Origin of the sequence: Paraburkholderia sp. CNPSo 3076 (assembly GCF_026343935.1) — a bacterium.
Taxonomy (GTDB): Bacteria; Pseudomonadota; Gammaproteobacteria; order Burkholderiales; family Burkholderiaceae; genus Paraburkholderia; species Paraburkholderia nodosa.
In genome coordinates this window covers 62,709-88,808 of record NZ_JAPMAL010000023.1, presented here as the reverse complement: position 1 = coordinate 88,808, position 26,100 = coordinate 62,709, and the positions used below count along the sequence as shown (strand labels likewise).

Genomic DNA, 26,100 nt, shown 5'->3' with positions numbered 1-26,100 from the left:
AAAGGCGCAGCTTCGTGAGAAGCTGCGCCTTTTTGCCTGCTTGCGCGCGGGCCGGTGCCGGCCCGCGAAAGGACGGCTTTATGACCCCGTCTTGCGTGCCGGTGTCTTGCGTGCGGCGGTCTTGCGCGCCGGTGCGGCTTTGGCGGCCGCCGTCTTGCGCGCGGGCTTCGCCTTGCCTTCTTCTGCCGAATCCGCCGCGTCGTTCGCGGCATCGTCCGTGGCCTCAGCCGATGCGGAAGCCGACTTCTTCGCGGTTTTCTTGGCCGCCGTCTTCGCGCTCGGTTCCTTCTTCTCGAACTCGAAGCCGATCTTGCCGTCCGGCTGCTTGACGAGGAAAGCCTTGAAGTTGCGGCCCGTCCGCGACGACTTGAAATTAGTCAGCAAGTCGGTGCGGCCTTCGGCCAGCAGCTTGGCCATCTGGTCGCGTGCGATCTCCTGCTGCAGGATCACCTTGCCCGAGCGGAAATCGCAGCTCTTCGGATTCGCAACCGAGTGCTCGCACACGTAGCTCATGCCGTGCTCGTACACGCGCCCCTTGCATTTCGGGCACGCGCCCACCGGCTCCTGCTGCGAGAAGTCGGGCGCTTCGCCATCCTCCGCGCCGGAGTCCTGGCCGAAATCGAACTCGAGCTTGTAGTTCTTGATTTCGTCGTCGAACGAGAGCTTGAGGATGGCCGAGAACGGCCGGCCCATCTTGCTGCGGAAGCCCGAGAGCGGGCCTATCGTCTTGTTCTGGAGCAGTTCTTCCACTTCGGGGATTTCGAACTGACGGCCGCCCGGAATCTTCGAGATCGAGAACTCGCACTTCGTGCATGCGAAGCGGCGGTAGTTTTCCTTCACCTGGCCGCCGCAATTCGGACACGGCGTTTGAAGCGTCGCGTAGTCGCCGGGAATCGTGTCCGAGTCGTATTCCTTCGCGCGCTTCACGATGGTCTGCGTCATGCGGGCGATTTCCTGCATGAACGCGTCACGCGGGAGCTTGCCGCGCTCCATCTGCGAAAGCTTGTACTCCCATTCGCCAGTGAGTTCCGGCGCGGTGAGTTCTTTCACGTCGAGACCCCGCAGCAGCGTCATGAGCTGGAACGCTTTGGCCGTGGGGATCAGTTCGCGGCCTTCGCGCACGAGATACTTTTCGCCGAGCAGACCCTCGATGATCGCCGCGCGCGTGGCCGGCGTGCCGAGGCCCTTGGCGGCCATGGCCTCGCGCAGCTCTTCGTCGTCCACGAGCTTGCCCGCGCCTTCCATGGCCGAGAGCAGCGTCGCTTCGTTGTAGCGCGCAGGCGGCTTGGTCACGAGCTGGTGCGCCGCGATCTTGTCGGTCTTGACCTTCTCGTCCTTCTTCACCGGTACGAGGTTGGCGTCGTCGCCGCCCGCGTCGCGGCCATAGACCTGCAGCCAGCCCGGCTCGACCAGCACCTTGCCTTCGGTCTTGAAGTGATGCCCTGCGACTTCGGTGATACGCGTGGTGACGCGATATTCCGCCGCCGGGAAGAACACGGCGAGGAAGCGCTTCACGACGAGGTCGTACAGCTTCTGTTCGGGCTCCGAGAGCGACTTCGGCGCCTGCAGCGTGGGGATGATGGCGAAGTGGTCGCTGATCTTCGAGTTGTCGAAAATGCGCTTGTTCGGCTTCACCCAGCCCTTGTCGAGCACCTGCTTGGCGTGCGGCAGGTAGTTGTTGCTCTCCTTGAGCATCTCGAGCGTGTGCTTGACCGTTTCGAGATAGTCCTCGGGCAGCGCGCGCGCGTCGGTACGCGGATAGGTGAGCACCTTGTGCTTTTCGTACAGCGCCTGAGCGAGGCCTAGCGTGTTCTTGGCCGAGAAGCCGAAGCGGCCGTTGGCTTCACGCTGGAGGCTCGTCAGGTCGAAGAGCGCGGGCGAGAGCTGGGTGGACGGCTTCGATTCCTCGCTGACCGTGCCTTCGCGGCCGTGGCAGGCGGCGACGATGCTCTCGGCGGCCGGCACGCTCCAGAGGCGCGAGTCGCGCTTTTCCGGATCGAATTCGTCCCTCTTGAATTTCGGGTCGTACCAGCGGCCTTCATAGAAGCCACCCGCGCAGACGAACTCCGCTCGCACTTCCCAATAGTCACGCGGGATGAAACGGCGGATTTTCTCTTCACGCTCGACGACGATCGACAAGGTTGGCGTCTGAACACGGCCAACCGTCGTGAGGAAGAAGCCACCGCCCTTGCTGTTGAAGGCGGTCATCGCGCGCGTGCCGTTGATGCCGACGAGCCAGTCGGCTTCCGAGCGGCAGCGGGCGGCGTCGGCGAGCGGCTGCATGTCGTGATCGCTGCGCAGGTTCGCGAAGCCGTCGCGGATCGCCTGCGGCGTCATCGACTGGAGCCACAGGCGCTGGACCGGCTGCTTCGCCTTTGCGTGCTGCGCGATGAGGCGGAAGATCAGCTCGCCCTCGCGCCCCGCGTCGCAGGCGTTGATGAGTTGCGTGACGTCCTTGCGCTTCATCAGCTTGTTGAGCACCTTGAGCCGCGATTCGCTCTTGGCGATCGGGTTCAGGTCGAAGTGCGGCGGGATCACGGGCAGGTGAGCGAAGCTCCACTTGCCGCGCTTGACCTCGTATTCTTCCGGCGCTGCGATTTCCAGCAGATGGCCGACTGCCGACGAGAGTACGTAGTCGTCGCTCTCGTAGTACTCGTCATGCTTGGTAAAACCGCCCAGCGCACGCGCGATGTCGTTCGCGACGGATGGCTTCTCGGCGATGATCAGAGCTTTGGACATGACTGGTTGCTTGTGGGTGTATCCGGTTGGCGCCCCGGGGCCGATGCCACCTGAATGGGCGCTTGGGCGCGATGCCCGGCGTTGCTGCCCCGCTCGGGGGGCCGTTCTCGACCGCTTTATAGCACATGGCGCGTCGGCGTCGATTTTTGCGTCATCTCATGACGACACCCGCGCACCCGCCAGGGCGCCCAATCATAAGGGCGCGCCACGCCGCGCGGCAAGCGGTGTGCCTGAGCGGGGTCAGATGTGGGTTGCGCTCAAACTACAGCCAGCGCGGGTCGCAGCTTGGGCGCGTCGGACACGCCCGGCAGCGCGCTGAGGTCCGAGAGCATGCGCTCGACCACGGCGGCGTGCGGCAGGACCGTGCCGAAAAAGCGCGTGGCGTGACCGTCCTCGATCAGGATGGTCGGGAAGTTCTCGACATCGAGATCGTCGAAGCGATCGGCATGGGTTTCGATGTCGATGTACGCGAAGCAGACGTCGGGATGCGCCTCGGCGATGCGGTCGAACGTGGCACGGTAGTCGCGGCACGTCCCGCACCACTGCGCGCACAGGCACGCGACGAACAGCGTGTCCTGATTGCTGACGCGCTCGGCGATCTGGTCGGCGTCGGTGTCGAGGTCTAGCGCGGGCATGGTCGTTCCTTGCGTTCTCTTATATATAGAGCGAGGTATTTGGCGCGAATGTATCACGGCGGCGCGCGGGCGGTGATGCTCCCCCAATCCGCGGCATCAGCCGCGCGATGCCCGCACGAACCAGCCGCCGGGCAAGGCGTCGACGTGTCCCGCGAGTTCGAGTTGCAGCAGCGTGCCTTGCAGCACCGCTTCGGCCATGTCGGTGCGCTGAGCGAGGATTTCAACCGTGGCCGGCGCGTGACCGAGCGCTTCGAGCAGGCATCGGGCTTCGGCGCCAAGGCTGGCAAGCGATTTTCGTGCTTCAGCGCGATGCGCAGGCGGTGGCTCGGGACGGGGAAATTCGAGCGCCAACTGTGGCGTCTCGCTTGTGTCGTCGCGCTGGATGCGATCGAAGGGAACCGGGACCTTCTGCCGGCGTTGTTCCCGCAGCGACGCGAGTGCGCGCCCGGCACCCGGGGGTTGCCCAACATTGAGCGCATCGAGCACTTCTTCGGGCGATTCGACCAGCTGCGCGCCCTGCTTGATGAGCCCGTGGCAGCCGCGCGTGAGCGGCGCGTGAATCGAGCCGGGCAGCGCGAATACGTCGCGTCCCATTTCGTTGGCGAGCCTTGCCGTGATGAGCGAGCCGGAACGTTGCGCGGCCTCGACCACCACCACGCCTTCGACGAGTGCGGCAATCACGCGGTTGCGCTGCGGGAAGTTCGCCGAGCGCGCCGGGGTGCCGAGCGGCCATTCGGAGACGAGTGCGCCGTGTACGGCGATCTCCATGGCGAGTGGGTGATGGGCTGGGGGATAGACGAGATCCGCGCCGGTGCCGATCACGGCGACGGTACCGCCCTGCTCGTGGAGTGCGCCGCGATGCGCGGCGCCGTCCACGCCGAGCGCCAGCCCCGAGACGACGGTGAGACCGGACGCGGCGAGTATGCGCGCGAAGCGCGCTGCGTCTTCGACGGCCTGTGGCGTGGCGTTGCGGCTGCCCACGACGGCTACCGCGCTTGCGTGGAGCAGTTCGAGCCGGCCCTTTGCATAGAGCAGCGGCGGTGGATCGGGCATGTCGAGCAGGCGGGCCGGATAGGCCGGGTCGGCAAGCGTGATGAGCGCGTTGCCGGGTCCCGCTCGCCAGGCCTGCAGGGCTTCGAGTTGTGCCGCGAAGTCCGGCCGGGGCTCGGCGAGGGCGGCGTGGGCGGCTTGCGCACCCGCCACCGCGGCGAGTGCGGCGAACGGCTGGGCCAGCACGTTTTGAGGCAGACCGAACGCGCCGAGCAGCGCACGCAGCGCAGCGGGCCTCAGGCCGCGTGCGAGGCCGAGGCGCAGCCAGGCGGCCAGTTCCTCGGCAGGTATCGGCAAGGTCGTCGGCATTGCGTTCCCCGGGCGCGGACGGTTTGCCGCACCTCGTGATAAAATTTTCACCATCCGAAATACACCGTGGCGTCTTTACCCGTGGCATTGCGCGCACGCCTTCGCACGCAGCGCGTCCGCACGGGCGATAAGCGCGTTCAACGTTGAATTGCGGCCCTTTCGTCCGAATATGAGGAGATATCCTCCGTATCCGGCCTGGGACCCGCAAGCTGGCCGAATGGCCAGGCCGCGCATCGTTCCCTGTTCCTGGCTCTTTCAGGCGCCCAACGAGAAACCCGTCAAATCATGGCTCTACTGAACATTCTTCATTACCCGGACAAGCGTCTGCACAAGGTCGCGAAGCCGGTCGAGGTGGTCAATGACCGCATCCGCAAACTGGTCGCCGACATGGCCGAAACCATGTACGCCGCGCCGGGCGTCGGTCTCGCGGCCACCCAGGTCGACGTGCATGAGCGCGTCGTGGTGATCGACGTTTCCGACGCGCACGACGAACTGCGCGTGTTCATCAACCCGGAAATCCTCTGGTCGAGCGACGAGCGCGAAGTGCATGAGGAAGGCTGTCTTTCCGTGCCGGGCATCTACGATGAAGTCGAGCGCGCGGAAAAGGTGCGCGTGCGCGCGATGAACGAAAAGGGCGAGACCTACGAGATCGACTGCGAAGGGCTGCTCGCCGTGTGCATCCAGCACGAAATGGATCACCTGATGGGCAAGGTGTTCGTCGAATACCTCTCGTCGCTCAAGCAGACGCGCATCCGCAGCAAGATGAAGAAGCTCGAACGCGCGATGTAATCGCGATCCGCGCCGCCTCTTTCTTCATCAACCCGCTTTCAGCGAACTGAGCACCGAGCGCCCATGAGCCACACCCTTCGCGTCATCTTCGCCGGCACGCCGGAATTCGCCGCCGCGGCGCTCGCGGCGATTCACGAAGCGGGCTTTGCCGTGCCGCTCGTCCTGACCCAGCCCGACCGCCCAGCAGGCCGCGGCATGAAGCTCCAGGCAAGCCCGGTCAAGCGCTATGCGCAGGAGCACGGCATGGCCGTCGCCCAGCCGCCGTCGCTGCGCCGCACGGGCAAGTACCCGCAGGAAGCCGCCGCGGCGCTGGATCTGCTGCGCGCCACGCCGCACGACGTGATGGTGGTCGCGGCTTACGGGCTGTTGCTGCCGCAGGAAGTGCTGGATATCCCGCCGCGCGGCTGCATCAACATTCATGGGTCTATCCTGCCGCGCTGGCGCGGCGCGGCGCCGATTCATCGCGCGATCGAAGCCGGCGACGCCGAAACCGGCATCACGCTCATGCAGATGGACGCGGGGCTCGATACCGGCCCGATGATCTCCGAGGTGCGCACGCCGATCGCGCCGGGCGACACCACGGCGACGCTGCACGACCGCCTCGCGCAACTCGGCGCAAAGCTGATCGTGGATGGGCTCGTCGCGCTCGAGCGCGACGGCGCGCTGCCCGCCACGCCGCAGCCCGCAGAGGGCGCGACCTACGCCGAAAAGATCGGCAAGCAGGAAGCCGCGCTCGACTGGCGCCGGCCAGCGGTGGCGCTCGCGCGGCAGATTCGCGCGTTCGACCCGTTCCCGGGCGGCGCGGCCACGCTGGACGGCGCGCAGCTCAAGCTGTGGGCCGCCGAGCCGGTAGCGCGTCCGGCGGGCGCCGCCGGCGAGCCGGGCGAAATTCTCGAAGTGAGCCCGGCGGGCGTGGTGGTGGCCTGCGGCGAGGGCGCGCTGCGCCTCATGCAGCTGCAAAAGCCGGGCGGCAAGCGGCTGCCCGCGCGTGAATTCCTGGCTGGTATGCAGCTGGCGGCGGGGCAGAGGTTCCAGTTGCCCGAGACCCCAGCGGCCTGAGCCAGGGCTCGCGCCATGGCCTGGACGCCAACGCCTGAAAACGACCGCGAGGTCAAGTGCCGCGCGGTTCCCGGCGCGCTAGAATCAATGACGTTTGAAGCGCGTTTTTCGATTTTGAGGTTGTCATGCTCGGCATTACCCATTTCGGTTTCTTCGTCGTCGCCGTATTTCTCCTGAACGTGACGCCGGGGCCCGACACGGCCTATATCGTCGGCCGCAGCGTCGCGCAGGGCCGCGGCGCGGGCCTCGTTTCCGCACTGGGTATCTCGGCGGGCTGCTGTGTGCACACGCTCGCCTGCGCGTTCGGTTTGACCGCGCTGCTCGCGGCGTCGGCCACGGCGTTCACGGTCATCAAGATCGTCGGCGCGATCTATCTCGTGTATCTCGGCGTGCGCCTCGTGCTCACGAAGCACGAGGCCAAGCCCGCCGCCGAAGGCGCCGCGCCAGCCACGCCGCCTGCGGCCGCGCCGCGCCCGCTGCGGCAGCTGTTCGTTGCGGGTTTCTGCACCAACGTGCTCAACCCGAAGGTGGTGCTGTTCTTCGTCTCGTTTTTCCCGCAGTTCGTGACCACGGGGACGGAGCACAAGGCCCTCGCTTTCCTCACGCTCGGCGCCGTGTTCTTGCTGATGAGCACGGTCTGGAACAGCTTCGTCGCGTGGGTGGCGGGCAGCGTCACGCAGCGCTTCTCGGGCAAGCCGGGCGTGAAGAAGTGGCTCGACCGCACAGTCGGTTCGGCGTTCGTCGGGCTGGGCCTGAAGCTCGCGACCGCCACGCACTGAGATTGAATTTTTCGCATCTGCCCATATCTAACAAATCGCTTACAATGCGCTCGCCTGGCGCTAGCTGACCGGCTGGCGGCGGGCGTTCAACGATCGATTTGATCCCCTCGCGGGTGAAGGAGCACAGCACATGTTCAACTGGGTCAAAACCGCGATGTTGATGGCCGCGATTACGGCCCTTTTCATCGTGATTGGCGGGCTGATCGGCGGGCATCGCGGGATGGTGCTGGCGCTGTTCTTCGCGCTCGCCATGAACTTCTTCTCGTACTGGTATTCGGACAAGATGGTCCTGCGCATGTACAACGCACAGGAAGTCGACGAGACCACGGCGCCGCAGTTCTATCGCATGGTCCGCGATCTGGCCACGCGGGCGGGCTTGCCGATGCCGCGCGTCTACCTCATCAACGAGGACGCGCCCAACGCCTTCGCCACGGGCCGCAACCCCGAGCACGCCGCGGTCGCGGCGACCACCGGCATTCTGCGCGTGCTGTCCGAGCGCGAGATGCGCGGCGTCATGGCGCACGAGCTGGCGCACGTGAAGCATCGGGACATTCTCATCTCGACCATCTCGGCCACCATGGCCGGCGCGATCTCGGCGCTCGCCAATTTCGCGATGATCTTCGGCGGCCGCGACGAAAACGGCCGCCCGGCGAACCCCATCGCGAGCATTGCCGTGGCGCTGCTCGCGCCGATCGCGGGCGCGCTGATCCAGATGGCGATTTCGCGTGCGCGCGAATTCGAGGCGGACCGCGGCGGCGCCGAGATTTCCGGCGATCCGCAGGCGCTCGCCTCCGCGCTCGACAAGATCCACCGCTACGCGCAGGGCATTCCGTTCCCGGCGGCCGAACAGCATCCGGCCACGGCGCAGATGATGATCATGAATCCGCTTTCCGGCGGCGGCTTGCAGAACCTCTTTAGCACGCACCCGGCCACGGAAGAGCGCATCCGCCGCTTGATGGAGATGGCTGCTGGCGGCGGACGCTAAAGCGACGACCGGTGACGGGTAACAAAAAAACGCCTCTTCGGAGGCGTTTTTTATTCAGCCTGTCGCCGCGGCGTCGCCGTCCACGTGTCGAGCGACCGCTCGGGCCGAAACCCGCAATGCCCGTTGACGCAGCGAAACCACGAAGAACACGAAATAAACGCCGATGAACCAGGACACGTCGAGCGCGTAGTACACGTGCCCGAACTTGACGACGATCCACGCGGCGATGAACGTCAGTGGTACGGCGTAGAAAAACACGCGATCCATCCGGTTAGCGTCGTTGCTGCTCTGGAAGAGCGAAACGTAGCAGCACGCAAAAAACGGCGCGATGTCGTATTCCTTCATTCTCGGATTCAGCGCAAGACAGAACGCGAGCACATAGAACAGCCTGCCCGGCACGCTTTCGTTTTCCGCAACCATGAGCCGTCGCCCGCGCAATGGATTGACCGCGTACGCGAACAGCGCCACGACCACCAGTTCGTAGAACAGGACGTCCTCCAGGGTCGATAACGCGCGCACGTGTTGTTCGAGTATCCCGAACAGCACGAGCCCGGAATCGTTCTGGGCGAGCATCTGCCAGCGCAGCAGGGTTTCGAAATCGGTCCACAGACGCGGTTCCAGCGCGAGCTGCGCGATGGTTGCGAGCGCAACACACAAGGGCACGGCGAAGAAGTAACGCGTGCCTTTGGGGATAAAAAAGAACACGACGGCGTAGGTCAGGAAATAGATCTTGATGGAGGCAAACAGGGCGATGAAAAAAGCCAGCGCGCAATACTTTGCCGTCGCGTTGCCGCTTTGCTGCGAAGAATGCGGTGAAGCGTTCCGCGAAGCCGCATAAAAAAGCGCAATGATCAGCAAGTGGCCGAAGATCGCAAAATTCCCCGTGAGGATGCCGCCCACGCCTGCGCCGCCGGTCAGAAACCCCAACGCACCCGCGACGACGAATTCCGCATGCCGGATGCTGTAGGCGAGATAGATCAGCGACGCGACAACGAATGCCAGATAGAGCCAGTGAAACGGCATGCGCGAAAAGAGATTCAGGAAGAGGGGCGGATAGACGAAGGGAAGTCCGTGCGGGGTATACGGGTTCGCGCCGCGCTTGAACTGATCCAGCGCGTACGCGTACACCTTGTAGTCCCAGAAGGGCGAGAACAGCTTTCCGCGTCCCTGCTGGTACACGGAAAAGAGCGCAACGAAGGCGAGGAACGCGAAGTCTTGTTTCTTCCCGAGTAGTTTCATGATGGCCGCTACGACGCAGGGGGAGGGGCGTTTTCTGTCGCCATCATGCGGCGAGCCGTTAGTCGGTATCCGCCAATATGTATCTCTGCGCTTTTCGCCGCCGTTTGCCTGCGGGCGCGGTACCGTCAACGGGAATCGCGCCGGCTGGCAGTGTTGCGCGCTCGCCACGCTACAATGGCTCGCTTGTGCATCATTGACGCCGCACTTCACCGCGGCCCGCATCCGGTTTCTTCATGACATCGAGCCCATCCCGGCGACCCAGCAAGCCGTCTCACGGCAAAAAGAGTTCCGCATCGCCCTCGCGCCAGCCGGGCGCAGCGCCGGCGCGCAGCCACGCCGTGCACCTGGCCCCCGAATCGCTGGGCTTTGCGCTCGACCAGGCCGCGCATGCGATCGGCGCGGTGCGCACCGGTGCGGCGCTGCCCGCCGCGCTCGCGAGCGCCTTCGCCGCCTTGCCTGCCGACTTCGCGCCGCAGGCTCGCGGTGCCGTGCAGGACATCGCGTACCGCACGATGCGGCGGCTCGGCACGGTCGACTGGCTGATCCGGCAGCGCGTGAGCAAGGCGCCGCCGCCGCTCGTCGCGAACCTGCTGGCCTGCGCGCTGGCGTTGCTCGCCGAAGACGAGGCGAGCGCGGCCTACACGCCGTTTACGGTCGTCGATCAGGCCGTGCGCGCCGTGGCTGCGCGCCGCGAGGTCGCGTTCGCGAAGGGGCTCGTCAATGCGGTGCTGCGCGGCTTTTTGCGCGAGCGCGACACCGCGCTTGCCACAGCAGGGGCCGATGAAACCGCCTACTGGAACTATCCGCGCTGGTGGATCGACGCGGTGCGCGCCGCGTGGCCCACCCAGTGGCAGGCGATTCTCACCGCGGGCAACACGCAAGGCCCGCTTACGCTGCGCGTGAACGCGCGCCGTGCGAGCGCTGCCGAATACGTCCGGCGGCTCGCCGCTGAAAACATCGCCGCCACGCAGATCGGCGAACACGCCGTGCGTCTCGCCGCTGCGTTGCCGGTGGATCGCATCCCCGGATTTCTCGCGGGCGACGTGTCCGTGCAGGACGCCGGCGCGCAAGTGGCCGCGCAAATCCTCGACGTGCGTGACGGCATGCGCGTGCTCGACGCGTGCGCGGCGCCCGGCGGCAAGAGCGGCCATCTGCTCGAGCTTGCCGACATCGACCTGGTTGCGCTCGAAAGCGACGCCACGCGCGCCGCGCGCATCGGCGAAAACTTCGCGCGCCTCGGTTTTCCGCAAGACGATCCCGCGCACCCCATGCGGCGCGCAAAGATCGTGGTCGGCGACGCGGGCAATCCTGCCGCGTGGCACGACGGCGAAGGCTTCGATCGCATCCTCGCCGACGTGCCGTGCTCGGCCTCGGGCATCGTGCGCCGCCATCCGGACATTCGCTGGCTGCGCCGCGAGAGCGACATCGCGGCGCTTGCCGCCGAGCAGCGCCGCATCGTCGATGCGCTGTGGCCGCTCGTGAAGCCGGGCGGCGAACTGCTCTACGTGACCTGCTCGATCTTCCCCGAGGAAGGCGAGGCGCAGGCGCGCCGGTTTGAAAGCACCCATGCGGATGCGGTACGATTGGACGCCCCGGGGCAGCTGCTGCCCGAGGCGTTCGGCGCGCCGGCCCGTGGGCCAGAAGACGGCGCAGCCGGCGAGGCGCGGCACGAGGCCGCTGCAACGGCCGAAGTGACGACAACTGGCTTTCCCGTTCCCGATCGCACCGCAGATCACGACGGATTCTTCTACGCGCGCTTTCAGAAACGGTGACCATCAAACGCTTCTTCCCGCTGCGGCTCGCGGCCCTGATCTGGCTGATGCTTGCCGTCGTCGGCCTGGTGGCCGCCGCGCCGGCTCGCGCCGACTCGATCTCGGTGCAGCGCGCGTCGCTCCAGGCCGACAGCAACGGCTGGAGCCTCGACGCCCGTTTCGACTTCGACCTCAACAGCAGCCTGGAAGACGCGGTCAACAAGGGCATTCCGCTTTACTTCACCACCGACTTCGAGCTCACGCGCGCGCGCTGGTACTGGTTCGACGAACAGCCGGTGAGCATTTCGCAAAGCATTCGCCTGTCGTTCCAGCCGCTCACGCGCGAGTACCGCGTGTCGAGCGGCGGTCTGCAGCTCGGCTTCTCGACGCTCGCGGACGCGCTCGCGGTCATCAAGCACGTCACCTCGTGGCACGTGATCGACCGCAACGACGTGCATGCCGGCGAAACGTACACGGCCTCGGTGCGCATGCAGCTCGACGTCGCGCTGATGCCCAAGCCGTTCCAGATCGACGCCGTGAACAACCGCGACTGGAACCTCGCTTCCGACTGGAAGCGCTTCAACTTCACGGTGACCGAACGTGCTAGATAAAGTACGCCGCGCCACCAGCTTCAGCAGCGTCGTCGTCAAGCTGCTCGTCTCCACCGTCGCGTTCACCGCGACGCTGCTGCTCGTCCTGCTCGCCGCGGCGAGCGCGAACACCGAGTTCTTCGACCGCTACTACGGCTGGCTCTACGCGGCCAATATCATCGTCGCGCTGATCTTCCTGTCGGTGGTCACGGCGCTCATGATCGTGATCGTCGTGCGCTTGAGGCGCGGCAAGTTCGGCACGCGGCTGCTCGCCAAGCTCGCGTTCTTCTTCGCGCTCGTGGGCGTGGTGCCGGGCGGCATCATCTATATCGTTTCGTATCAGTTCGTCTCGCGCTCGATCGAGTCGTGGTTCGACGTGAACGTGGAAACCGCGCTCACCGCCGGCCTGAATCTCGGCCGCGGCATGCTCGACGCCTCGCTCTCCGACCTGCAAACCAAGGGCCGTCTGATGGCCGAGCAGATCGCGAGCGGCGACGCCGCGGGCACGACGCTCACGCTCCTGCGCGCGCGCGACCAGTTCGGCGTGCAGGACGCGATGATCGTCGAGCCGGTGCGCAGCATGTCGGGCGCGGCGCCCGACATGCACGTGGTGGCGCAGGCGTCGAGCAACTTCTCGTCGCTCATGCCCGCCGACATGCCCACGTCGCTCATGATCGATCAGGCACGTGGGCGCGGCTATGCGGCGATCGAGGGCGAAGTGGATGGCGACCCGCATCAGCTTGGCTCGAAGGGCGCGCTCCGGTTGCGCGTGGTCACGCGCATTCCCGATGCGAACACAACGGATCTGCAGCCGGTCGAGCGCTTCCTGCAGCTCGAGCAGCCGGTGCCGTCCGCGCTCGCGCGCAATGCCGACGCCGTGCAGCGCGCGTATCGCGAGTATCAGGAGAAGGCGCTGGGCCGCACGGGCCTGCGCAAGATGTATATCGGCACGCTCACGCTCGCGCTCTTCCTCGCCACCTTCGTCGCGATGATGCTCGCGCTCGCGCTCGGCAACCAGCTTGCGAGGCCGCTCTTCCTGCTCGCGCAGGGCACGAAGGAAGTGACGGAGGGCGACTACACGCCCAAGCGCGAAATCAAGTCGCGCGACGAACTGGGCTTCCTTACGCAGTCGTTCAACGCGATGACGCGCCAGCTTTCCGAAGCTCGCCAGGCCGTGGAGAAGAACCGCGTCGCGCTCGAGCATTCGAAGGCGTACCTCGAAAGCATTCTCGCGAACCTCACGGCGGGCGTGTTCGTGTTCGACCGGCAGTTCCGCCTCACGACGGCGAACCCCGGTGCCGAGCGCATCTTCCGTCAGCCGTTCCAGACGGAGCTCGGCGTCGCGCTCGATCATATCGGCGCGCTCACGGAGTTCGGCGCGATGGTGCGCAAGGCCTTCGCCGATCAGGAAGCTTCGCGCGGCGATGGCGATCAGGGGCGCGGCCACTGGCAGCAGCAGTTTTCCGTGCCGATTCCGGGCGAGACCGATCCGCTCACGCTGCTCGTGCGCGGCGCGCGCCTCGTATCCGACACGGGCCGCGACGCGGGCGACATGCAGACCTCGGGCTACGTGGTGGTGTTCGACGACATCTCTGACGTGATCTCGGCGCAGCGCTCGGTCGCGTGGGGCGAAGTCGCGCGGCGTCTTGCGCACGAGATCAAGAATCCGCTCACGCCGATCCAGCTCTCGGCCGAACGCCTGCAGATGAAGCTCACCGACAAGCTCGCGCCAACCGACGCCGAAGTGCTCAGGCGCGGCGCGACCACGATCGTCAATCAGGTCGCGGCGATGAAGCAGATGGTCGACGACTTCCGCGATTACGCGCGCACGCCGCCGGCCGTGCTCGCGCATCTGCAGCTCAACGATCTCGTGAGCGAAGTGCTCACGCTCTACGGCGCGGAAGAAGGCAAGAGCGCGATCAAGGTCGAGCTCTCCGACTTGCCGGTGATACGCGGCGACGCGACGCAATTGCGCCAGGTGATCCACAACCTGCTGCAAAACGCGCAGGACGCAGTGGCCGATACGCAGAATCCTCGCGTGACGCTCGAGACCCGCGCCGTAGAATACGGAGACCCCGACGCGCAAGGCCGCACGCACGTGGCGGTGCGTCTCACGGTATCGGACAACGGCCCGGGTTTCCCGGCGCGCATCCTCACGCGCGCGTTCGAACCCTATGTGACGACCAAGGCCAAAGGAACAGGACTCGGGCTTGCGATGGTCAAGAAGATCGTCGACGAGCACGGCGCGCGCATCGACATCCGCAATCGAATGAGAGCGGGCGACGCGATCGAAGGCGCGCAGATCTCGATTCTCTTTCTCCAGTTGGCAGACGATGCCGCCACGCCCGGACCCGGCCGATCCGGGGAGGGGCAGGCGCGTGCCGAAGCGGAGCAGGGGTCAAAAGCAACAGTGCAGACAAGGGCAGCGTAAATGGCAACCATCCTGGTGGTAGATGATGAAATGGGCATCCGGGAATTGCTCTCGGAGATCCTCAGCGACGAAGGACACGTCGTGGAGCTCGCGGAAGATGCGCAACAGGCGCGCGACTTCCGGCAGCGCCACGTGCCGGACCTCGTGCTGCTCGATATCTGGATGCCGGACACCGATGGCGTGACGCTGCTCAAGGAATGGGCCGCGCAGGGGCATCTCACGATGCCGGTCATCATGATGTCGGGGCACGCGACCATCGACACCGCCGTCGAGGCGACGAAGATTGGCGCGCTCAACTTCCTCGAAAAGCCGATCGCGCTGCAAAAGCTGTTGAAGGCGGTCGAGCAGGGGCTCGCGCGCGGCACGGCCGCGCCGGTCGCGCCGGCCACATCGGCGGCGGCGGGGAAGACGGCTGCGGGCGGACCGGCGGTCGTGGCATCGGCGGCGGCGCTGCCGGTGCTGGGCGCCGACGGCGTGCATGGCATGCAGGCGGGCGCGGCCACGCAAACCGCATCGATCTCGTTCGACATCCCGCTGCGTGATGCGCGCGATGCGTTCGAGCGCGCCTACTTCGAGTACCACCTCGCGCGCGAGAACGGCAGCATGACGCGCGTGGCCGAAAAAACGGGGCTTGAGCGTACGCACCTGTATCGCAAGCTCAAGCAGCTCGGCGTGGACCTCGGCAAGAGCAAGGGCGAATGAACGTATGAAAGTAAGCGGCGTGGCCAGACGCATCAATTTTGTGAAAGCCACTTGGCAAACGCCACATTCATCGCTATAATCTTTTTTCTTCGTTGGCCCGGTAGCTCAGTTGGTAGAGCAGCGGATTGAAAATCCGCGTGTCGATGGTTCGATTCCGTCCCAGGCCACCAGAATGCAGCCCCAGGAGATCGTTCGATTCCTGGGGCTTTTTCGTTGCGCTCATTGTCTTGCGGTTCGCATTCCAGACATCGGCGGTATCCAGGGTATAAGGGTGCGCCGATGCCCGTGTAGAGGCCCCGGCCTATACTGCATGAGCCGGCGCGGGGGTTGTCCCTGCCGGTCCGCTCGGGCGCATCGAGCAACACAAGCCAGCAACGAAGGCATTCGCGCGGAAACCTCATACACGGAGTTTCACGGTGACTCGAACAGAAGCCAAGGGCGCGCTCGTACTGTTTTCCGGCGGCCAGGATTCGGCCACGTGCCTTGCATGGGCGCTCGACCGCTACGAGAGCGTCGAAACGCTCGGCTTCGATTACGGCCAGCGTCATCGCGTCGAACTGGAATGCCGCGAGGGCTTTCGCGCGGCGATCGCCAGCACGTTCCCCGAATGGGGCGAGCGTCTCGGCGACGATCACATGATCGATCTGTCGGTGCTAGGCTCGATTAGCGACACGGCCATGACGCGCGAAATCGAGATCGAAACCGCCGCGAGCGGCTTGCCGAACACCTTTGTGCCGGGCCGCAACCTGATGTTCATGCAGATCGCTGCGGCGATCGCTTATCGTCGCGGGCTCAAGGTGCTCGTGGGCGGGATGTGCGAAACGGACTTCTCGGGCTACCCCGACTGCCGCGACGACACGATGAAGGCGCTGCAAGTGGTGCTCAATCTCGGCATGGACACGCGCTTCGTGCTGGAAACGCCGCTCATGTGGCTCGACAAGGCCGATACATGGCGGCTCGCCGAACAGCTGGGCGGCGAAGCGCTGGTGGACATGGTCCGCGTGGAAACGCACACCTGCTACGTGGGCGAGCGCGCCGAGCTTCACGCGTGGGGCTTCGGCTGCGGCGAGTGCCCGGCGTGCAAGTTGCGCAAGCGCGGCTATGAAGCGTATCTCGCCGGCGAGAACGTGACGGAAGCCCCGGTCTGAGCGTGAGCCTCGGGCCGCACGCGTGACTTTCGCGGTGAAGAATATGGCCAGGGCCGCGCGCGGGCGGCGCGCCCCCCGCCGACACGATGATTTCGCGCCCGAGACCAACCGGCTTTGCACGCGCCTTGCGCGCATGAGCCAGAACCAGGCTGCACGATGACTTACGCGGTAAAGGAAATTTTCTACACGTTGCAGGGCGAGGGCGCGAACGCCGGGCGTCCGGCCGTGTTCTGCCGGTTCGCCGGCTGCAATCTCTGGTCGGGCCGCGAGGAAGATCGCGAGCAAGCCGTTTGCCGCTTCTGCGACACCGACTTCGTCGGCACCGATGGCGAGAACGGCGGCAAATTCCGCACGCCGGAAGAGCTCGTCGCGAAGATCGCCTCGCTGTGGCCAGAAGGCGAGGGCAACCGCTTTGTGGTGTGCACGGGCGGCGAGCCGATGCTGCAGATCGACGCGCCGTTCGTCGACGCGCTGCACGCCGCCGGTTTCGAGATCGCGATCGAAACGAACGGCTCGCTGCCGGTGCTGGAAACGATCGACTGGATCTGCGTGAGCCCGAAGGCCGACGCGCCGCTCGTCGTCACGAAGGGCAACGAGTTGAAGGTTGTCGTGCCGCAGGAAAACCAGCGTCTCGCCGACTATGCGAAGCTCGATTTCGAGTATTTTCTCGTGCAGCCCATGGACGGCCCTTCGCGCGACCTCAACACGAAGCTCGCCATCGACTGGTGCAAGCGCCATCCGCAATGGCGCCTGTCGATGCAGACCCACAAATACCTGAACATTCCCTGATTCACGCGAATTTACCTGAAGAAGCGCCGTGCTGACGATCACCCGAAAACTCGAATTCGACGCGGGCCACCGCATCCCCGACCACCGCAGCCAGTGCCGCAATCTGCACGGCCATCGCTACGTGCTCGAAATCACGCTGGAAGGCGACCTCGTCGAAACCGAGGGCGCGCCCGACCGCGGCATGGTGATGGACTTCGCCGATGTGAAGTCGCTCGCGAACCAGCATCTCGTCGATCTGTGGGATCACGCGTTCCTCGTCTTCGCGGGCGACACGCAGGTGCGCGGCTTTCTCGAAACGCTGCCGGGCCACAAGACGGTCGTGATCGACCGCATTCCGACCGTGGAAAACCTCGCCGCCATCGCGTTCGACATTCTCGCGAACGTGTACGACGCGCACTATGGCGTGAATCTGCGCCTGCACAAGCTGCGCCTGTACGAGACGCCGAACTGCTGGGCCGAAGTCACGCGCGACTGACGCGCGCAGGGCCCCGCCTCACCCTCGCTCCGGCGGCCCGCGCAAGGCGGGTTTTCCGTGCCGACCGCCAGGTTTTTGTCGCGGTATGATCATTGCCGCAAGGCCTGCGCATCCCCGCGCGCGGCCCGACAAACACATAACGGAGCGAGACCTGCCGGCTGCCGCGCTGCCGGGCGACACCGCCCGCGCCTGGCGCGTGCGCCCCGCAGTCTCGCCGGGAGCACGGCGATGAGCACCTTCACCAATCCCCTCAAGGAACGCCTCAAGGAGGCGGACCCGCTATTCGGCCTATGGCTGTCGATGGGCAGCGAGACCGCCGCCGAGGCGCTCGCGCACGCCGGCTTCGACTGGCTGCTGATCGACATGGAGCACACCCCCAACGACAGCGCCGACACCATCGCGCAACTGCGCGCCATCGCCGCCGCGCATCTGCCCACCGAGCCCGTGGTGCGTCTGCCCGACAGCGAGCCGTGGCTCGTGAAGCACGTGCTCGACGCGGGCGCGCGCACGGTGATGTTCCCCAACGTGGCCTCGGCTGAAGAAGCGGCGCGCGCCGTGAGCCTCACGCAGTACCCCGATGCGCGCACGCCCGGCGGCCAGCGCGGCGTGGCGGGCGCGGTACGCGCGGCGGCCTACGGCATGCGCCGCGATTATCTTCAGGGCGCGAACGCGCAGATCGCGACGATCGTGCAGATCGAGTCGGCGGCGGCGCTGGCCGATGTCGAGAAGATCGCGCAGGTGCCGGGCGTCGACTGCCTGTTCGTGGGTCCCGCCGATCTGGCAGCGAGCCTCGGCCATCTCGGCGACTCGAAGCATCCGGACGTGGTTGCCGCCGTGCAGCGCATCGTCGCGGCCGCGCGCGAGGCGGGCGTCGCAGCGGGCATCTTCGCAATGGATGCGGCCGGCGCCAGGCAGTATCGCGAGATGGGCTTCAGCTTCATCGCCCTGGCCGCCGACGTGATGTGGCTCGTGCGCGCGACACGCCAGGCGCTCCAGGAGGCGAGATCATGAAGCGTCCGAAAGCGCTTTTGGGGCGGCATTTCGAACGGCATTTTGAACGGATCGCGCGCGCGCTCGCCATCGGCTGTTTCGCGGCCGCGGCGCTCGGCGTGAGCGGAGTGGCGGCAGCCGCCGACGCCGCTAGCGCCACCGAGGGCGCGGAAGCCGATCCGCAAACGGCCAACGCCGTTGCCGACTACAACGCGGGCAATCTCAGCGCGGCGCGCGCCGAGTTCCAGGCGGCGGCCGAGCGCGGCAACCGGCTGGCGGAGTTCAACTACGCGATGATGCTCGTGAACGGCGAAGGCGGGGCCGCCGACGTGGGCGAGGGCCGCAAGTGGCTGCGCAAGGCGGCGGACGCGAACATGTCGCATGCGCAGTACGTGTACGGCAAGATGTACGACGACGGCGACTTCGTCGAGCGCGATCCCGTGCAGGCGCACCAGTGGTTCCTCAAGGCGGCCAAGCAGGGCCATGTGCAGGCGGAGCTTGCGCTCGCGAACCAGTACCTGGACGGTCGCGGCACCACGCGCGACAACAAGCAGGCGTTCTACTGGTACAAGAAGGCCGCCGAGGGCGGCGACATGACCGCGCAATACGTAACCGGCTCGTTCTACGAGCGCGGCGGCGACGGTGTACCGAAGAACCTCAACGTCGCACGCGCGTACTATGCCGCGGCGGCGGCCCAGGGCGATCCCGTGGCGCGCCTGAAGTATCAGCAGTTGAGCGCGCAGCTGATGAAGTCGGTGCCCACGCAGTAAGCGCCAGAAAGCGACCGCCGAAACGAAAACGCGCCGGACAATGCCGGCGCGTTTTTTTTGAAGTACTGCGATCGAGCGGGCATAGCCGCCCGCCGTGCCCTCAACTCTGCATCAAACGCTTCTGGCGTCCCACGCTCATGATGAGTCCGATCGCCACGCCGAGCGTGGTGAGCGCCGTGCCGCCATAACTCATGAATGGCAGCGGCACGCCCACCACGGGCAGGATGCCGCTCACCATGCCGACGTTGACGAACGCATAGGTAAAGAACGCCATCGTGAGCGAACCGGCCAGTAATCGCCCGAACAGCGTCGCGCCGTTCGCGGCGATATAGAGCCCGCGCGCAATCAGACACATGTAGAGCGTGAGCAGCACGAGGCCGCCCGCCAGGCCGAACTCTTCGGAAAACACCGCGAAGATGAAATCGGTGTGCTTTTCGGGGATGAACTCCAGGTGCGACTGCGTGCCCTTCAACCAGCCCTTGCCGAGCGGGCCGCCCGAGCCGATCGCGATCACGGCCTGGATGGTGTGGAAGCCCTTGCCGAGAGGATCGGAGGTCGGGTCGAGCAGCGTGCAGATGCGGTGCTTCTGGTAGTCGTGCATGAGCGGCCAGTTCACCTGCGGCTGGCAGATCTTGTCCTGGAACGCCGCGATCGAGGCCACGGCGATCACGCCCGCGATCAGCACCGGCACGATCAGCTTGAACGAGAGCCCCGCGAAATAGATGACGAAGAGGCCCGACGCGAACACGAGCACTGCGGTGCCGAGGTCCGGCTGCTTGGCGATGAGCCCCACGGGCACGAGCAGGATCACGAAGCCGACGACGAAGTCGTACCAGCGCATCACGCCTTCGCGGCGCTGGTAGTACCAGGCGAGCATGAGCGGCGTGGCGATCTTGAGGATTTCCGAGGGCTGAATCACGACGCCCACGTTGATCCAGCGCTTTGCGCCCTTGCGCGTGAGGCCGAATAACGCCACGGCAATGAGCAGCGCGATGCCGAAGGTATACATCGGCACCGCGAAGCGCATGAGCGTGTTGGGCGGCACATTGGCGAGCGCCCACATCAGCACGAAGGTGAGCATGATGTTGCGCAGTTGGTCTTCCACGCGGCCCGGCACGTCGAGGCTCGCGCTGTACAGCGTGACGATGCCCACGCACAGCAGCAGGAACACGGTGAGCGCGAGCGGGCGGTCGAAGCCGAGGAACATCTTGCGCAGCGTGTCGAGCACGGCGCGCTTGTCGATCTTGTCGAACTGGAGGAAAGGCATAGTGACTCCTTACTCGTCGATGCCGCCCGTTGCGGGCTTGGGCGGCGGTGCGAGCGTGGCCGCGTCGCTCGCGCTGGCGGGGCGGCGCGGGCGATGGGGGCCAGGGCCGAAGTGGCGGGGCACGGAAGCGGGCGCGGGGCGGGCGGCGCCCGTGGCGGGCGTGGGCCGCGCCGCCGCGCCGGAGGCCGTAGCCGGACCGGCAGCGGAGGCAGGCGCAGCAGCGGCCGCGCCCGAGGCTTGCGAAGCCGCCGCCGAAGCCGCCGCGGCCGCAGATGCCGCGCCGGGAATCGGCAGCGGCGTGAAGCCGGCGGCGACCCGTACAGGCTGCACGGCGGGCGTGGCCGAGGCGGCCCCAGACGCCGCCGATGCCGCCGACGCCGCCGACGCCGCGTCGGGCGGCGCGCCGATCACGGGCGCGGACGCGTCCTCCGTGGCCGAAGCCGCCGCGTTCACGGCCGCCTGTTCGACGCCAGGCTTCAAGCGATCGACGAGGTAGTAATCCAGCACGCGGCGCGCGATCGGGCCTGCGGCCTGCGCCCCCCAGCCGCCGTTTTCGACGATCAGCGCGACGGCGATCTGCGGCTTCTCGGCTGGCGCGAACGCGATGAAGAGCGCGTGGTCGCGCAGATTTTCGGCGAGCGCATGCGCCTTGTACTTGCCGCCCTGCAGCGAGAACACCTGCGCCGTGCCGGTCTTGCCCGCCGAGGTGTACGGCGCGTTGCGGAACACCTGGTAGGCCGTGCCCGAGGGATTCATCGTCACGTTTTCCATGCCGCGCTTCACCACGTCGATATCGGCCTGGCTCACGTTCAGGCGCCCGCTTTCGCTCGGCACCGTGAGGCGCTCCTGCTTCGTGATCGGATTCTCGATCTCCTTCACGAGGTGGGGCTTCATCAGAATGCCGTTGTCCGCGAGCGTGGCCGTGGCGTGCGCGAGCTGCAGGATCGTGAACGAGTTGTAGCCCTGGCCAATACCCAGGCTGACCGTCTCGCCTTCGTACCAGCGCTGCTGCTCGGGCTTGCGGTACGCCTTGCGCTTCCATTCGGTGGAGGGCAGGATGCCGCGCGCCTCGCCCGCGATGTCGATGCCGGTGAGCTGGCCGAAGCCGAGCGGCTTCATGAAGTTCGCGATGTTGTCCACGCCCAGGTCGTGCGCGAGCATGAAGAAGTAGGTGTCGTTCGACACCATGATCGCGCGGTTCATGTCGATCCAGCCCTGGCCCGAGCGCACGTCGTTGTTGAAGCGATGGCCGCCGAACATGTAGTAGCCGGGGTCCGAGAAGCCCCACTGCGGCGTGCGCTTGTGCAGCGTGAGCGCGGCGAGCGCCATGAACGGCTTGTAGGTCGAGCCCGGCGGGTAGGTGCCGTGCAGCGGACGGTTCAGGAGCGGGTGATCGGGCGAGTTGTTGAGTTCGTCCCAGGTCTGCTGGTCGATGCCATCCACGAACGAGTTCGGGTCGAAGCTCGGCGCCGAGACGAACGCGAGAACGTCGCCCGTGGACGGCTCGATCGCCACGAGCGCGCCGCGCTTGCCCGCGAATGCCTGCTCGGCCACCTGTTGCAGGCCAATGTCGATCGACAGCACGAGGTTGTTGCCGGGCGTAGCCTGGGTGCGCGAGAGCGTGCGCACGGGGCGGCCGCCCGCCGTCACTTCCACTTCCTCGAAGCCGGTCAGGCCGTGCAGTTCGGTCTCGTAACTTTGCTCGACGCCGATCTTGCCGATGTAGTCGGTGCCGTTGTAGTTGTTCGCGTCAAGACGCGGATCGTAGTGCTCGGGATCGCTGTCGTTCTTGTCGGAGAGATCGTCGATGCGCTCCTGGTCGCGCTGCGAAATCCGGCCGATATAGCCGATCACGTGCGCGGCCGTGGGCCCGAGCGGATACTGACGGAACAGGCGCGCGCGCACTTCCACGCCGGGGAAGCGGAAGCGCTGGGCCGTGAAGCGTGCGACTTCGTCGTCAGTGAGGCGCGTGCGGATCGGCAGGCTCTCGAAGTTCTTCGAGTCTTCGAGCAGCTTCTTGAAGCGGCGGCGGTCGCGCGCATCGATCGGAATCACGGTCGAAAGCTGGTCGATCGTGTCGTCGAGCGTGTCGGTGAGCTTCGAGGGCGTGATTTCGAGCGTGTACGCCGAGTAGTTCTTCGCGAGCACGACGCCGTTGCGGTCGGTGATGATGCCGCGGTTCGGCACGATCGGCGCGACGGAAATGCGGTTTTCGTCCGCCTGCAGCGAGTACTTGCTGTGGTTCCAGACCTGCAGATAGAGGAAGCGGAACGCGATCAGCCCGAAGCAGACGAACACGAACAGCCCTGCCGCCGCGACGCGCAGGCGGAACTTCGTGAGCTGCTGCTGGGTGTCCTTGAATTCGGTCATGCTGTCAGACCCAGGCTCCGCGGTTCCAATCGCGAGGAACGGCGGGCCGGGGTGCGTAAGAGGTAGTCAAGCGAGTCTTCCAGCGGCGAGCGGCGCGCCGCTCAAATGGGCCGGGTGTCGTCGGGATCGACGGGGCGGCGCTGCGGCAGGAGCAGCAGCACGCTCGCGATCGGCCAGAGGATGGCCTCGACGAAGCCGCTGATGAGGTAACCCCAGCCAGGAAACGACGCGCCCATCAGCAGGCGGATCACGAACGGCACGACCTGCGCGCCGACCAGCATGGGCGTGACGGCGAACATTTGCAGGCCGATCGACATCCACAGCACGCGGCGGTGAATGGTGATCGCGCCATACGAAAGCAGCGTGTACGCGAGCGCGTGCTCGCCGAGCAGGTTCGCGTTGTGGACGTCCATCAGGAGCCCGAGGAAGAACGCGACGCCCATGCCGACCTTGCGCGGCTGGTGAATGTTCCAGAACAGCAGCACGAGCGCGACGAAGTCGGGCACGCCGGGTAGCTTGCCCCAGGGCAGCAGGTTCAGCAGGAACGCCGCCGCGAGGCTGAAAACGATGAAGTACGGATTGACCGGCTGCAGAATGTATTGCGGACGCGGCATCAATGGCCCCCTTTCTCGACGGCCTTCGCTGCCTCTTCCCGCAGGCTCTCCCTAGGCCTTCTTTCGAGCTGCTTTTTCTCCGCCGGCCTGGTGTCGGCTGCGGCTGCGTTCGCTGCAGGCTTCGCCTGCTGCGCCGGGGCCGGCGCCGCGCCGGATGCAGCGGCGGCGGGTTTCGCCTTCGCGTCCTCGGCTTTCTTGTCGCTCTTCTTGTCCGCGACCTTGGCGGGCTTCTTCTTCGCGTCCTTCGCCTCGGCGGCCGCTGCGGCTTCTTCGGCGGCGATCGGGTTGGGCGGCACCTGCGGGACATAGTGCAGCACGAGCACCTGGCGCGCCCCGCGCACGGCGGCGAGCGGCAGGCAGACCACGCGCGCAAACGCGGTGTCGGCCTGCTTGTCCACGCGCAACACCTTCGCGACCGGCAGACCTTGCGGATAGATGCCGTCGAGTCCGCTCGTCACGAGTTCGTCGCCGACTTGCAGATCGGCGCTGATCGGCACGAAGCGCAGATCGAGCAGGTCGCCCTTCGCCGTGCCGTAGATCACGCTGCGCAGGCCCGTGCGCACGACTTCGACCGGCACGGCCTGGTCCTTGTCGGTGACGAGCGTGACTTCGGACTGCATGGGGAACACGCGCGTGATCTGGCCGATCACGCCGTCCTCGCTCAATACCGGCGAACCGTTCTGGATACCCTGCTGCGCGCCGCCGCCGATCACGACCTTCTGCGTGAACGGGTCGCGCGTGTCGTACTGGATGTCCGCTGGCGTGGTTTGCGCGCCGATGCGCTGCGAGAGCTGCAGAAGCGCGCGCAGGTGCGCGTTTTCGGCTGCGAGCGAAGCGGCCTCGTTGGCCTGCTGCGAGAGCTGGAGGTTGCGCGCGTGCAGCTGGGTGTTTTCGGTGCGCAGCGTGGAACTCGTCACGGCCAGATCGGCGGCGCCCATAAAGAAGTCACGCGGCACGAGGGCCGCGCGTTGCAACGGGTAGAGGCCCGCGCCGAGCACGCCGCGCACGATTTCGAGCGTCTTGAAACGCGCGTCGGAGACGAGGAGCGCGAGCGACAGCACGACGAAGAAAATCAGCCGTGCGAGTGCCGATGGGCCCTGTCTAAAGAGGGGCGGCGGACTGTATTCCATGGTCGGCGCCGGGGGCGTGTGCGGTTCGGTGAAACAGAGGGTGTAACGGAGGGCACAACGAAGCGTGAAACTTCGGCGCCCCGAAGGACGCCCCGTTGCGGGCGCCGTGGCGGCGCGCGCGCCGCCACGCCATCAGTGGCACGGCGACGCCGAAACCGCGCCGCGGGCGAGCGCAGCGGTGCGCGGCGCGCTTACTCGTAAGAGAAGATGCTGCCAAGCTTGTCCATGCGCTCGAGCGCCATGCCCGAGCCGCGCACCACGCAGGTGAGCGGATCTTCGGCCACGAGCACCGGCAGACCGGTTTCTTCGGCGAGCAGGCGGTCCAGGTCGCGCAGCAGCGCGCCGCCGCCCGTGAGCATCATGCCGCGCTCGGCGATGTCGGCGCCCAGTTCCGGCGGCGTTTGTTCGAGCGCGATCTTCACCGACGAGACGATCTGGTTCAGCGGGTCGGTGAGCGCTTCGAGAATTTCGTTGCTCGAAATGGTGAAGCTGCGCGGAATGCCTTCCGACAGGTTGCGGCCCTTCACTTCCATTTCCTTGACTTCGGAACCCGGGAAGGCCGAGCCGATTTCCTTCTTGATGGCTTCGGCGGTTTGTTCGCCGATCAGCATGCCGTAGTTGCGGCGGATGTAGTTGACGATCGCTTCGTCGAACTTGTCGCCGCCCACGCGCACCGAGCCCTTGTAGACGATGCCGCCGAGCGAGATCACGCCCACTTCGGTCGTGCCGCCGCCGATGTCGACGACCATCGAGCCCGTGGCTTCCGAAACCGGCAGGCCCGCGCCGATCGCGGCGGCCATCGGTTCTTCGATGAGGTAGACCTGCGAGGCGCCCGCGCCGTGCGCGGCTTCCTTGATCGCGCGGCGCTCGACCTGGGTCGAGCCGCACGGCACGCAGATGATGATGCGCGGCGACGGCGAGAACATGCGCGACTCGTGCGCCGTCTTGATGAACTGCTTGATCATCTGCTCGGTGACGGTGAAGTCGGCGATCACGCCGTCCTTCATCGGGCGGATGGCTTCGATGTTGCCCGGGACCTTGCCGAGCATCTGCTTGGCTTCCTTGCCGACTGCCTGAATCGTCTTCTTGCCGTTCGGGCCGCCTTCCTGGCGAATGGAGACGACCGAGGGCTCGTCGAGGACGATGCCCTTGCCGCGCATGTAGATCAGGGTGTTGGCGGTGCCGAGGTCGATCGCCAGGTCGTTGGAGAAGTAGCTACGCAGAAAACCGAACATTCAAAAATCCTGTCTCGCTTGTGGCCGTCCTTCCAGCTTCGTGGGCGAGGGCGGCAGCGGAAAAATTAACAGCCTCAGGGCGACATGCTCCGCCGCGAGAGCACTCCGAAATCACGGCGGAGGGCGTCGCAAGGGGCGCCACGAGGGGCCTGAGACTGCGGGGATGGTTACCGGAGGCAGCCTGGCTGCGCCGCCCGTTTGATCTTGTCTGGCCGCATTGTGCTGCGGTCAGAACTGAAAGGCGGATGCAAGGC

The 26,100-nt window shown here is 66.1% G+C and carries 22 protein-coding genes and 1 tRNA gene; 14 read left to right on the top strand and 9 right to left on the bottom strand.

Features of this window, described 5'->3' with window-relative positions; translation table 11 throughout:
• Positions 1-78: 78 nt before the first annotated feature.
• The 3 genes from M3A49_RS25930 to dprA form a co-directional block, all read right to left on the bottom strand.
• Positions 79-2,739 carry a DNA topoisomerase III gene (locus M3A49_RS25930; protein WP_266231603.1) on the bottom strand — a complete coding sequence of 887 codons (2,661 nt, stop codon included), beginning with the start codon at positions 2,737-2,739 and terminating at the stop codon, positions 79-81.
• 257 nt (positions 2,740-2,996) lie between these two features.
• Entirely contained in the window at positions 2,997-3,374 is a 378-nt protein-coding gene (locus tag M3A49_RS25925) for a thioredoxin family protein (RefSeq protein ID WP_028203226.1), read from the bottom strand.
• A gap of 96 nt (positions 3,375-3,470) precedes the next feature.
• Positions 3,471-4,733: a DNA-processing protein DprA gene (gene dprA, locus M3A49_RS25920; RefSeq protein WP_266231602.1), complete on the bottom strand. Its 1,263-nt coding sequence runs from the start codon at positions 4,731-4,733 to the stop codon at positions 3,471-3,473.
• A 285-nt stretch (positions 4,734-5,018) separates the two neighbouring features.
• On the opposite strand from dprA, the gene def reads away from it, so the two are divergent.
• From def to htpX, 4 genes are all read left to right on the top strand, one after another.
• A complete protein-coding gene (gene def / locus M3A49_RS25915) occupies positions 5,019-5,522 on the top strand; it encodes a peptide deformylase (RefSeq protein WP_266231601.1) in 504 nt (167 codons plus the stop codon).
• A 63-nt stretch (positions 5,523-5,585) separates the two neighbouring features.
• Positions 5,586-6,581, top strand: coding sequence for a methionyl-tRNA formyltransferase (gene fmt, locus M3A49_RS25910; protein ID WP_266231600.1), 996 nt, complete (start codon positions 5,586-5,588; stop codon positions 6,579-6,581).
• A gap of 125 nt (positions 6,582-6,706) precedes the next feature.
• On the top strand, positions 6,707-7,360 hold the full coding sequence (locus M3A49_RS25905) for a LysE family translocator (RefSeq protein WP_254358049.1): 654 nt from the start codon (positions 6,707-6,709) through the stop codon (positions 7,358-7,360).
• A 130-nt stretch (positions 7,361-7,490) separates the two neighbouring features.
• Entirely contained in the window at positions 7,491-8,345 is an 855-nt protein-coding gene (gene htpX, locus M3A49_RS25900) for a zinc metalloprotease HtpX (protein WP_254358050.1), read from the top strand.
• A gap of 54 nt (positions 8,346-8,399) precedes the next feature.
• Here the strand turns inward: htpX and M3A49_RS25895 are convergent, their stop codons facing one another.
• Complete coding sequence (locus M3A49_RS25895) at positions 8,400-9,584, bottom strand: hypothetical protein (protein WP_266231599.1); 1,185 nt, start codon at positions 9,582-9,584, stop codon at positions 8,400-8,402.
• Positions 9,585-9,817: 233 nt separating this feature from the next.
• On the opposite strand from M3A49_RS25895, the gene rsmB reads away from it, so the two are divergent.
• From rsmB to M3A49_RS25845, 10 genes are all read left to right on the top strand, one after another.
• Positions 9,818-11,356, top strand: a complete 1,539-nt coding sequence (rsmB, locus tag M3A49_RS25890) for a 16S rRNA (cytosine(967)-C(5))-methyltransferase RsmB (protein ID WP_266231598.1) — start codon at positions 9,818-9,820, stop codon at positions 11,354-11,356.
• The gene (locus M3A49_RS25885; RefSeq protein ID WP_266231597.1) at positions 11,353-11,946 is read left to right on the top strand and encodes a DUF4390 domain-containing protein; all 594 of its coding nucleotides are present in this window, start codon (positions 11,353-11,355) and stop codon (positions 11,944-11,946) included. Before rsmB ends, M3A49_RS25885 begins: the two co-directional genes overlap by 4 nt.
• Positions 11,936-14,356, top strand: a complete 2,421-nt coding sequence (locus tag M3A49_RS25880; RefSeq protein ID WP_266231596.1) for a sensor histidine kinase — start codon at positions 11,936-11,938, stop codon at positions 14,354-14,356. The genes M3A49_RS25885 and M3A49_RS25880 overlap by 11 nt, the downstream gene beginning before the upstream one ends.
• Entirely contained in the window at positions 14,357-15,058 is a 702-nt protein-coding gene (gene esaR, locus M3A49_RS25875) for a response regulator transcription factor EsaR (protein ID WP_254358054.1), read from the top strand.
• 94 nt (positions 15,059-15,152) lie between these two features.
• Positions 15,153-15,228 (top strand) — tRNA-Phe (locus M3A49_RS25870).
• Between the two features lie 246 nt (positions 15,229-15,474).
• On the top strand, positions 15,475-16,206 hold the full coding sequence (gene queC, locus M3A49_RS25865; protein WP_028203215.1) for a 7-cyano-7-deazaguanine synthase QueC: 732 nt from the start codon (positions 15,475-15,477) through the stop codon (positions 16,204-16,206).
• Between the two features lie 156 nt (positions 16,207-16,362).
• Entirely contained in the window at positions 16,363-16,995 is a 633-nt protein-coding gene (gene queE / locus M3A49_RS25860; protein WP_266231595.1) for a 7-carboxy-7-deazaguanine synthase, read from the top strand.
• Between the two features lie 31 nt (positions 16,996-17,026).
• Positions 17,027-17,470 carry a 6-carboxytetrahydropterin synthase QueD gene (queD, locus tag M3A49_RS25855; RefSeq protein ID WP_028203213.1) on the top strand — a complete coding sequence of 148 codons (444 nt, stop codon included), beginning with the start codon at positions 17,027-17,029 and terminating at the stop codon, positions 17,468-17,470.
• A 228-nt stretch (positions 17,471-17,698) separates the two neighbouring features.
• Positions 17,699-18,481 carry an HpcH/HpaI aldolase family protein gene (locus M3A49_RS25850; RefSeq protein ID WP_266231594.1) on the top strand — a complete coding sequence of 261 codons (783 nt, stop codon included), beginning with the start codon at positions 17,699-17,701 and terminating at the stop codon, positions 18,479-18,481.
• Positions 18,478-19,230 (top strand): tetratricopeptide repeat protein, encoded by a 753-nt coding sequence (locus M3A49_RS25845; protein WP_266231593.1) that lies wholly within the window; start codon positions 18,478-18,480, stop codon positions 19,228-19,230. The genes M3A49_RS25850 and M3A49_RS25845 overlap by 4 nt, the downstream gene beginning before the upstream one ends.
• A 100-nt stretch (positions 19,231-19,330) precedes the next feature.
• Here the strand turns inward: M3A49_RS25845 and rodA are convergent, their stop codons facing one another.
• From rodA to M3A49_RS25820, 5 genes are all read right to left on the bottom strand, one after another.
• Positions 19,331-20,497, bottom strand: a complete 1,167-nt coding sequence (gene rodA, locus M3A49_RS25840; protein WP_266231592.1) for a rod shape-determining protein RodA — start codon at positions 20,495-20,497, stop codon at positions 19,331-19,333.
• A 9-nt stretch (positions 20,498-20,506) separates the two neighbouring features.
• On the bottom strand, positions 20,507-22,867 hold the full coding sequence (mrdA, locus tag M3A49_RS25835) for a penicillin-binding protein 2 (protein ID WP_266231591.1): 2,361 nt from the start codon (positions 22,865-22,867) through the stop codon (positions 20,507-20,509).
• A gap of 101 nt (positions 22,868-22,968) precedes the next feature.
• A complete protein-coding gene (gene mreD, locus M3A49_RS25830; RefSeq protein ID WP_069264625.1) occupies positions 22,969-23,481 on the bottom strand; it encodes a rod shape-determining protein MreD in 513 nt (170 codons plus the stop codon).
• Positions 23,481-24,611 (bottom strand): rod shape-determining protein MreC, encoded by a 1,131-nt coding sequence (gene mreC / locus M3A49_RS25825; RefSeq protein WP_266231590.1) that lies wholly within the window; start codon positions 24,609-24,611, stop codon positions 23,481-23,483. Before mreC ends, mreD begins: the two co-directional genes overlap by 1 nt.
• Positions 24,612-24,802: 191 nt before the next feature.
• Complete coding sequence (locus M3A49_RS25820; RefSeq protein ID WP_004189550.1) at positions 24,803-25,846, bottom strand: rod shape-determining protein; 1,044 nt, start codon at positions 25,844-25,846, stop codon at positions 24,803-24,805.
• Positions 25,847-26,100: the final 254 nt, after the last annotated feature.

Excerpts from the sequence above, each read along its gene's own strand:
- M3A49_RS25930 (WP_266231603.1), bottom strand. The coding sequence starts at position 2,739 with ATGTCCAAAGCTCTGATCATCGCCGAGAAGCCATCCGTCGCGAACGAC.
- M3A49_RS25925 (WP_028203226.1), bottom strand. The coding sequence starts at position 3,374 with ATGCCCGCGCTAGACCTCGACACCGACGCCGACCAGATCGCCGAGCGC.
- dprA (WP_266231602.1), bottom strand. The coding sequence starts at position 4,733 with ATGCCGACGACCTTGCCGATACCTGCCGAGGAACTGGCCGCCTGGCTG.
- def (WP_266231601.1), top strand. The coding sequence starts at position 5,019 with ATGGCTCTACTGAACATTCTTCATTACCCGGACAAGCGTCTGCACAAG.
- fmt (WP_266231600.1), top strand. The coding sequence starts at position 5,586 with ATGAGCCACACCCTTCGCGTCATCTTCGCCGGCACGCCGGAATTCGCC.
- M3A49_RS25905 (WP_254358049.1), top strand. The coding sequence starts at position 6,707 with ATGCTCGGCATTACCCATTTCGGTTTCTTCGTCGTCGCCGTATTTCTC.
- htpX (WP_254358050.1), top strand. The coding sequence starts at position 7,491 with ATGTTCAACTGGGTCAAAACCGCGATGTTGATGGCCGCGATTACGGCC.
- M3A49_RS25895 (WP_266231599.1), bottom strand. The coding sequence starts at position 9,584 with ATGAAACTACTCGGGAAGAAACAAGACTTCGCGTTCCTCGCCTTCGTT.
- rsmB (WP_266231598.1), top strand. The coding sequence starts at position 9,818 with ATGACATCGAGCCCATCCCGGCGACCCAGCAAGCCGTCTCACGGCAAA.
- esaR (WP_254358054.1), top strand. The coding sequence starts at position 14,357 with ATGGCAACCATCCTGGTGGTAGATGATGAAATGGGCATCCGGGAATTG.
- queE (WP_266231595.1), top strand. The coding sequence starts at position 16,363 with ATGACTTACGCGGTAAAGGAAATTTTCTACACGTTGCAGGGCGAGGGC.
- M3A49_RS25850 (WP_266231594.1), top strand. The coding sequence starts at position 17,699 with ATGAGCACCTTCACCAATCCCCTCAAGGAACGCCTCAAGGAGGCGGAC.
- M3A49_RS25845 (WP_266231593.1), top strand. The coding sequence starts at position 18,478 with ATGAAGCGTCCGAAAGCGCTTTTGGGGCGGCATTTCGAACGGCATTTT.
- rodA (WP_266231592.1), bottom strand. The coding sequence starts at position 20,497 with ATGCCTTTCCTCCAGTTCGACAAGATCGACAAGCGCGCCGTGCTCGAC.
- mrdA (WP_266231591.1), bottom strand. The coding sequence starts at position 22,867 with ATGACCGAATTCAAGGACACCCAGCAGCAGCTCACGAAGTTCCGCCTG.
- mreD (WP_069264625.1), bottom strand. The coding sequence starts at position 23,481 with ATGCCGCGTCCGCAATACATTCTGCAGCCGGTCAATCCGTACTTCATC.
- mreC (WP_266231590.1), bottom strand. The coding sequence starts at position 24,611 with ATGGAATACAGTCCGCCGCCCCTCTTTAGACAGGGCCCATCGGCACTC.
- M3A49_RS25820 (WP_004189550.1), bottom strand. The coding sequence starts at position 25,846 with ATGTTCGGTTTTCTGCGTAGCTACTTCTCCAACGACCTGGCGATCGAC.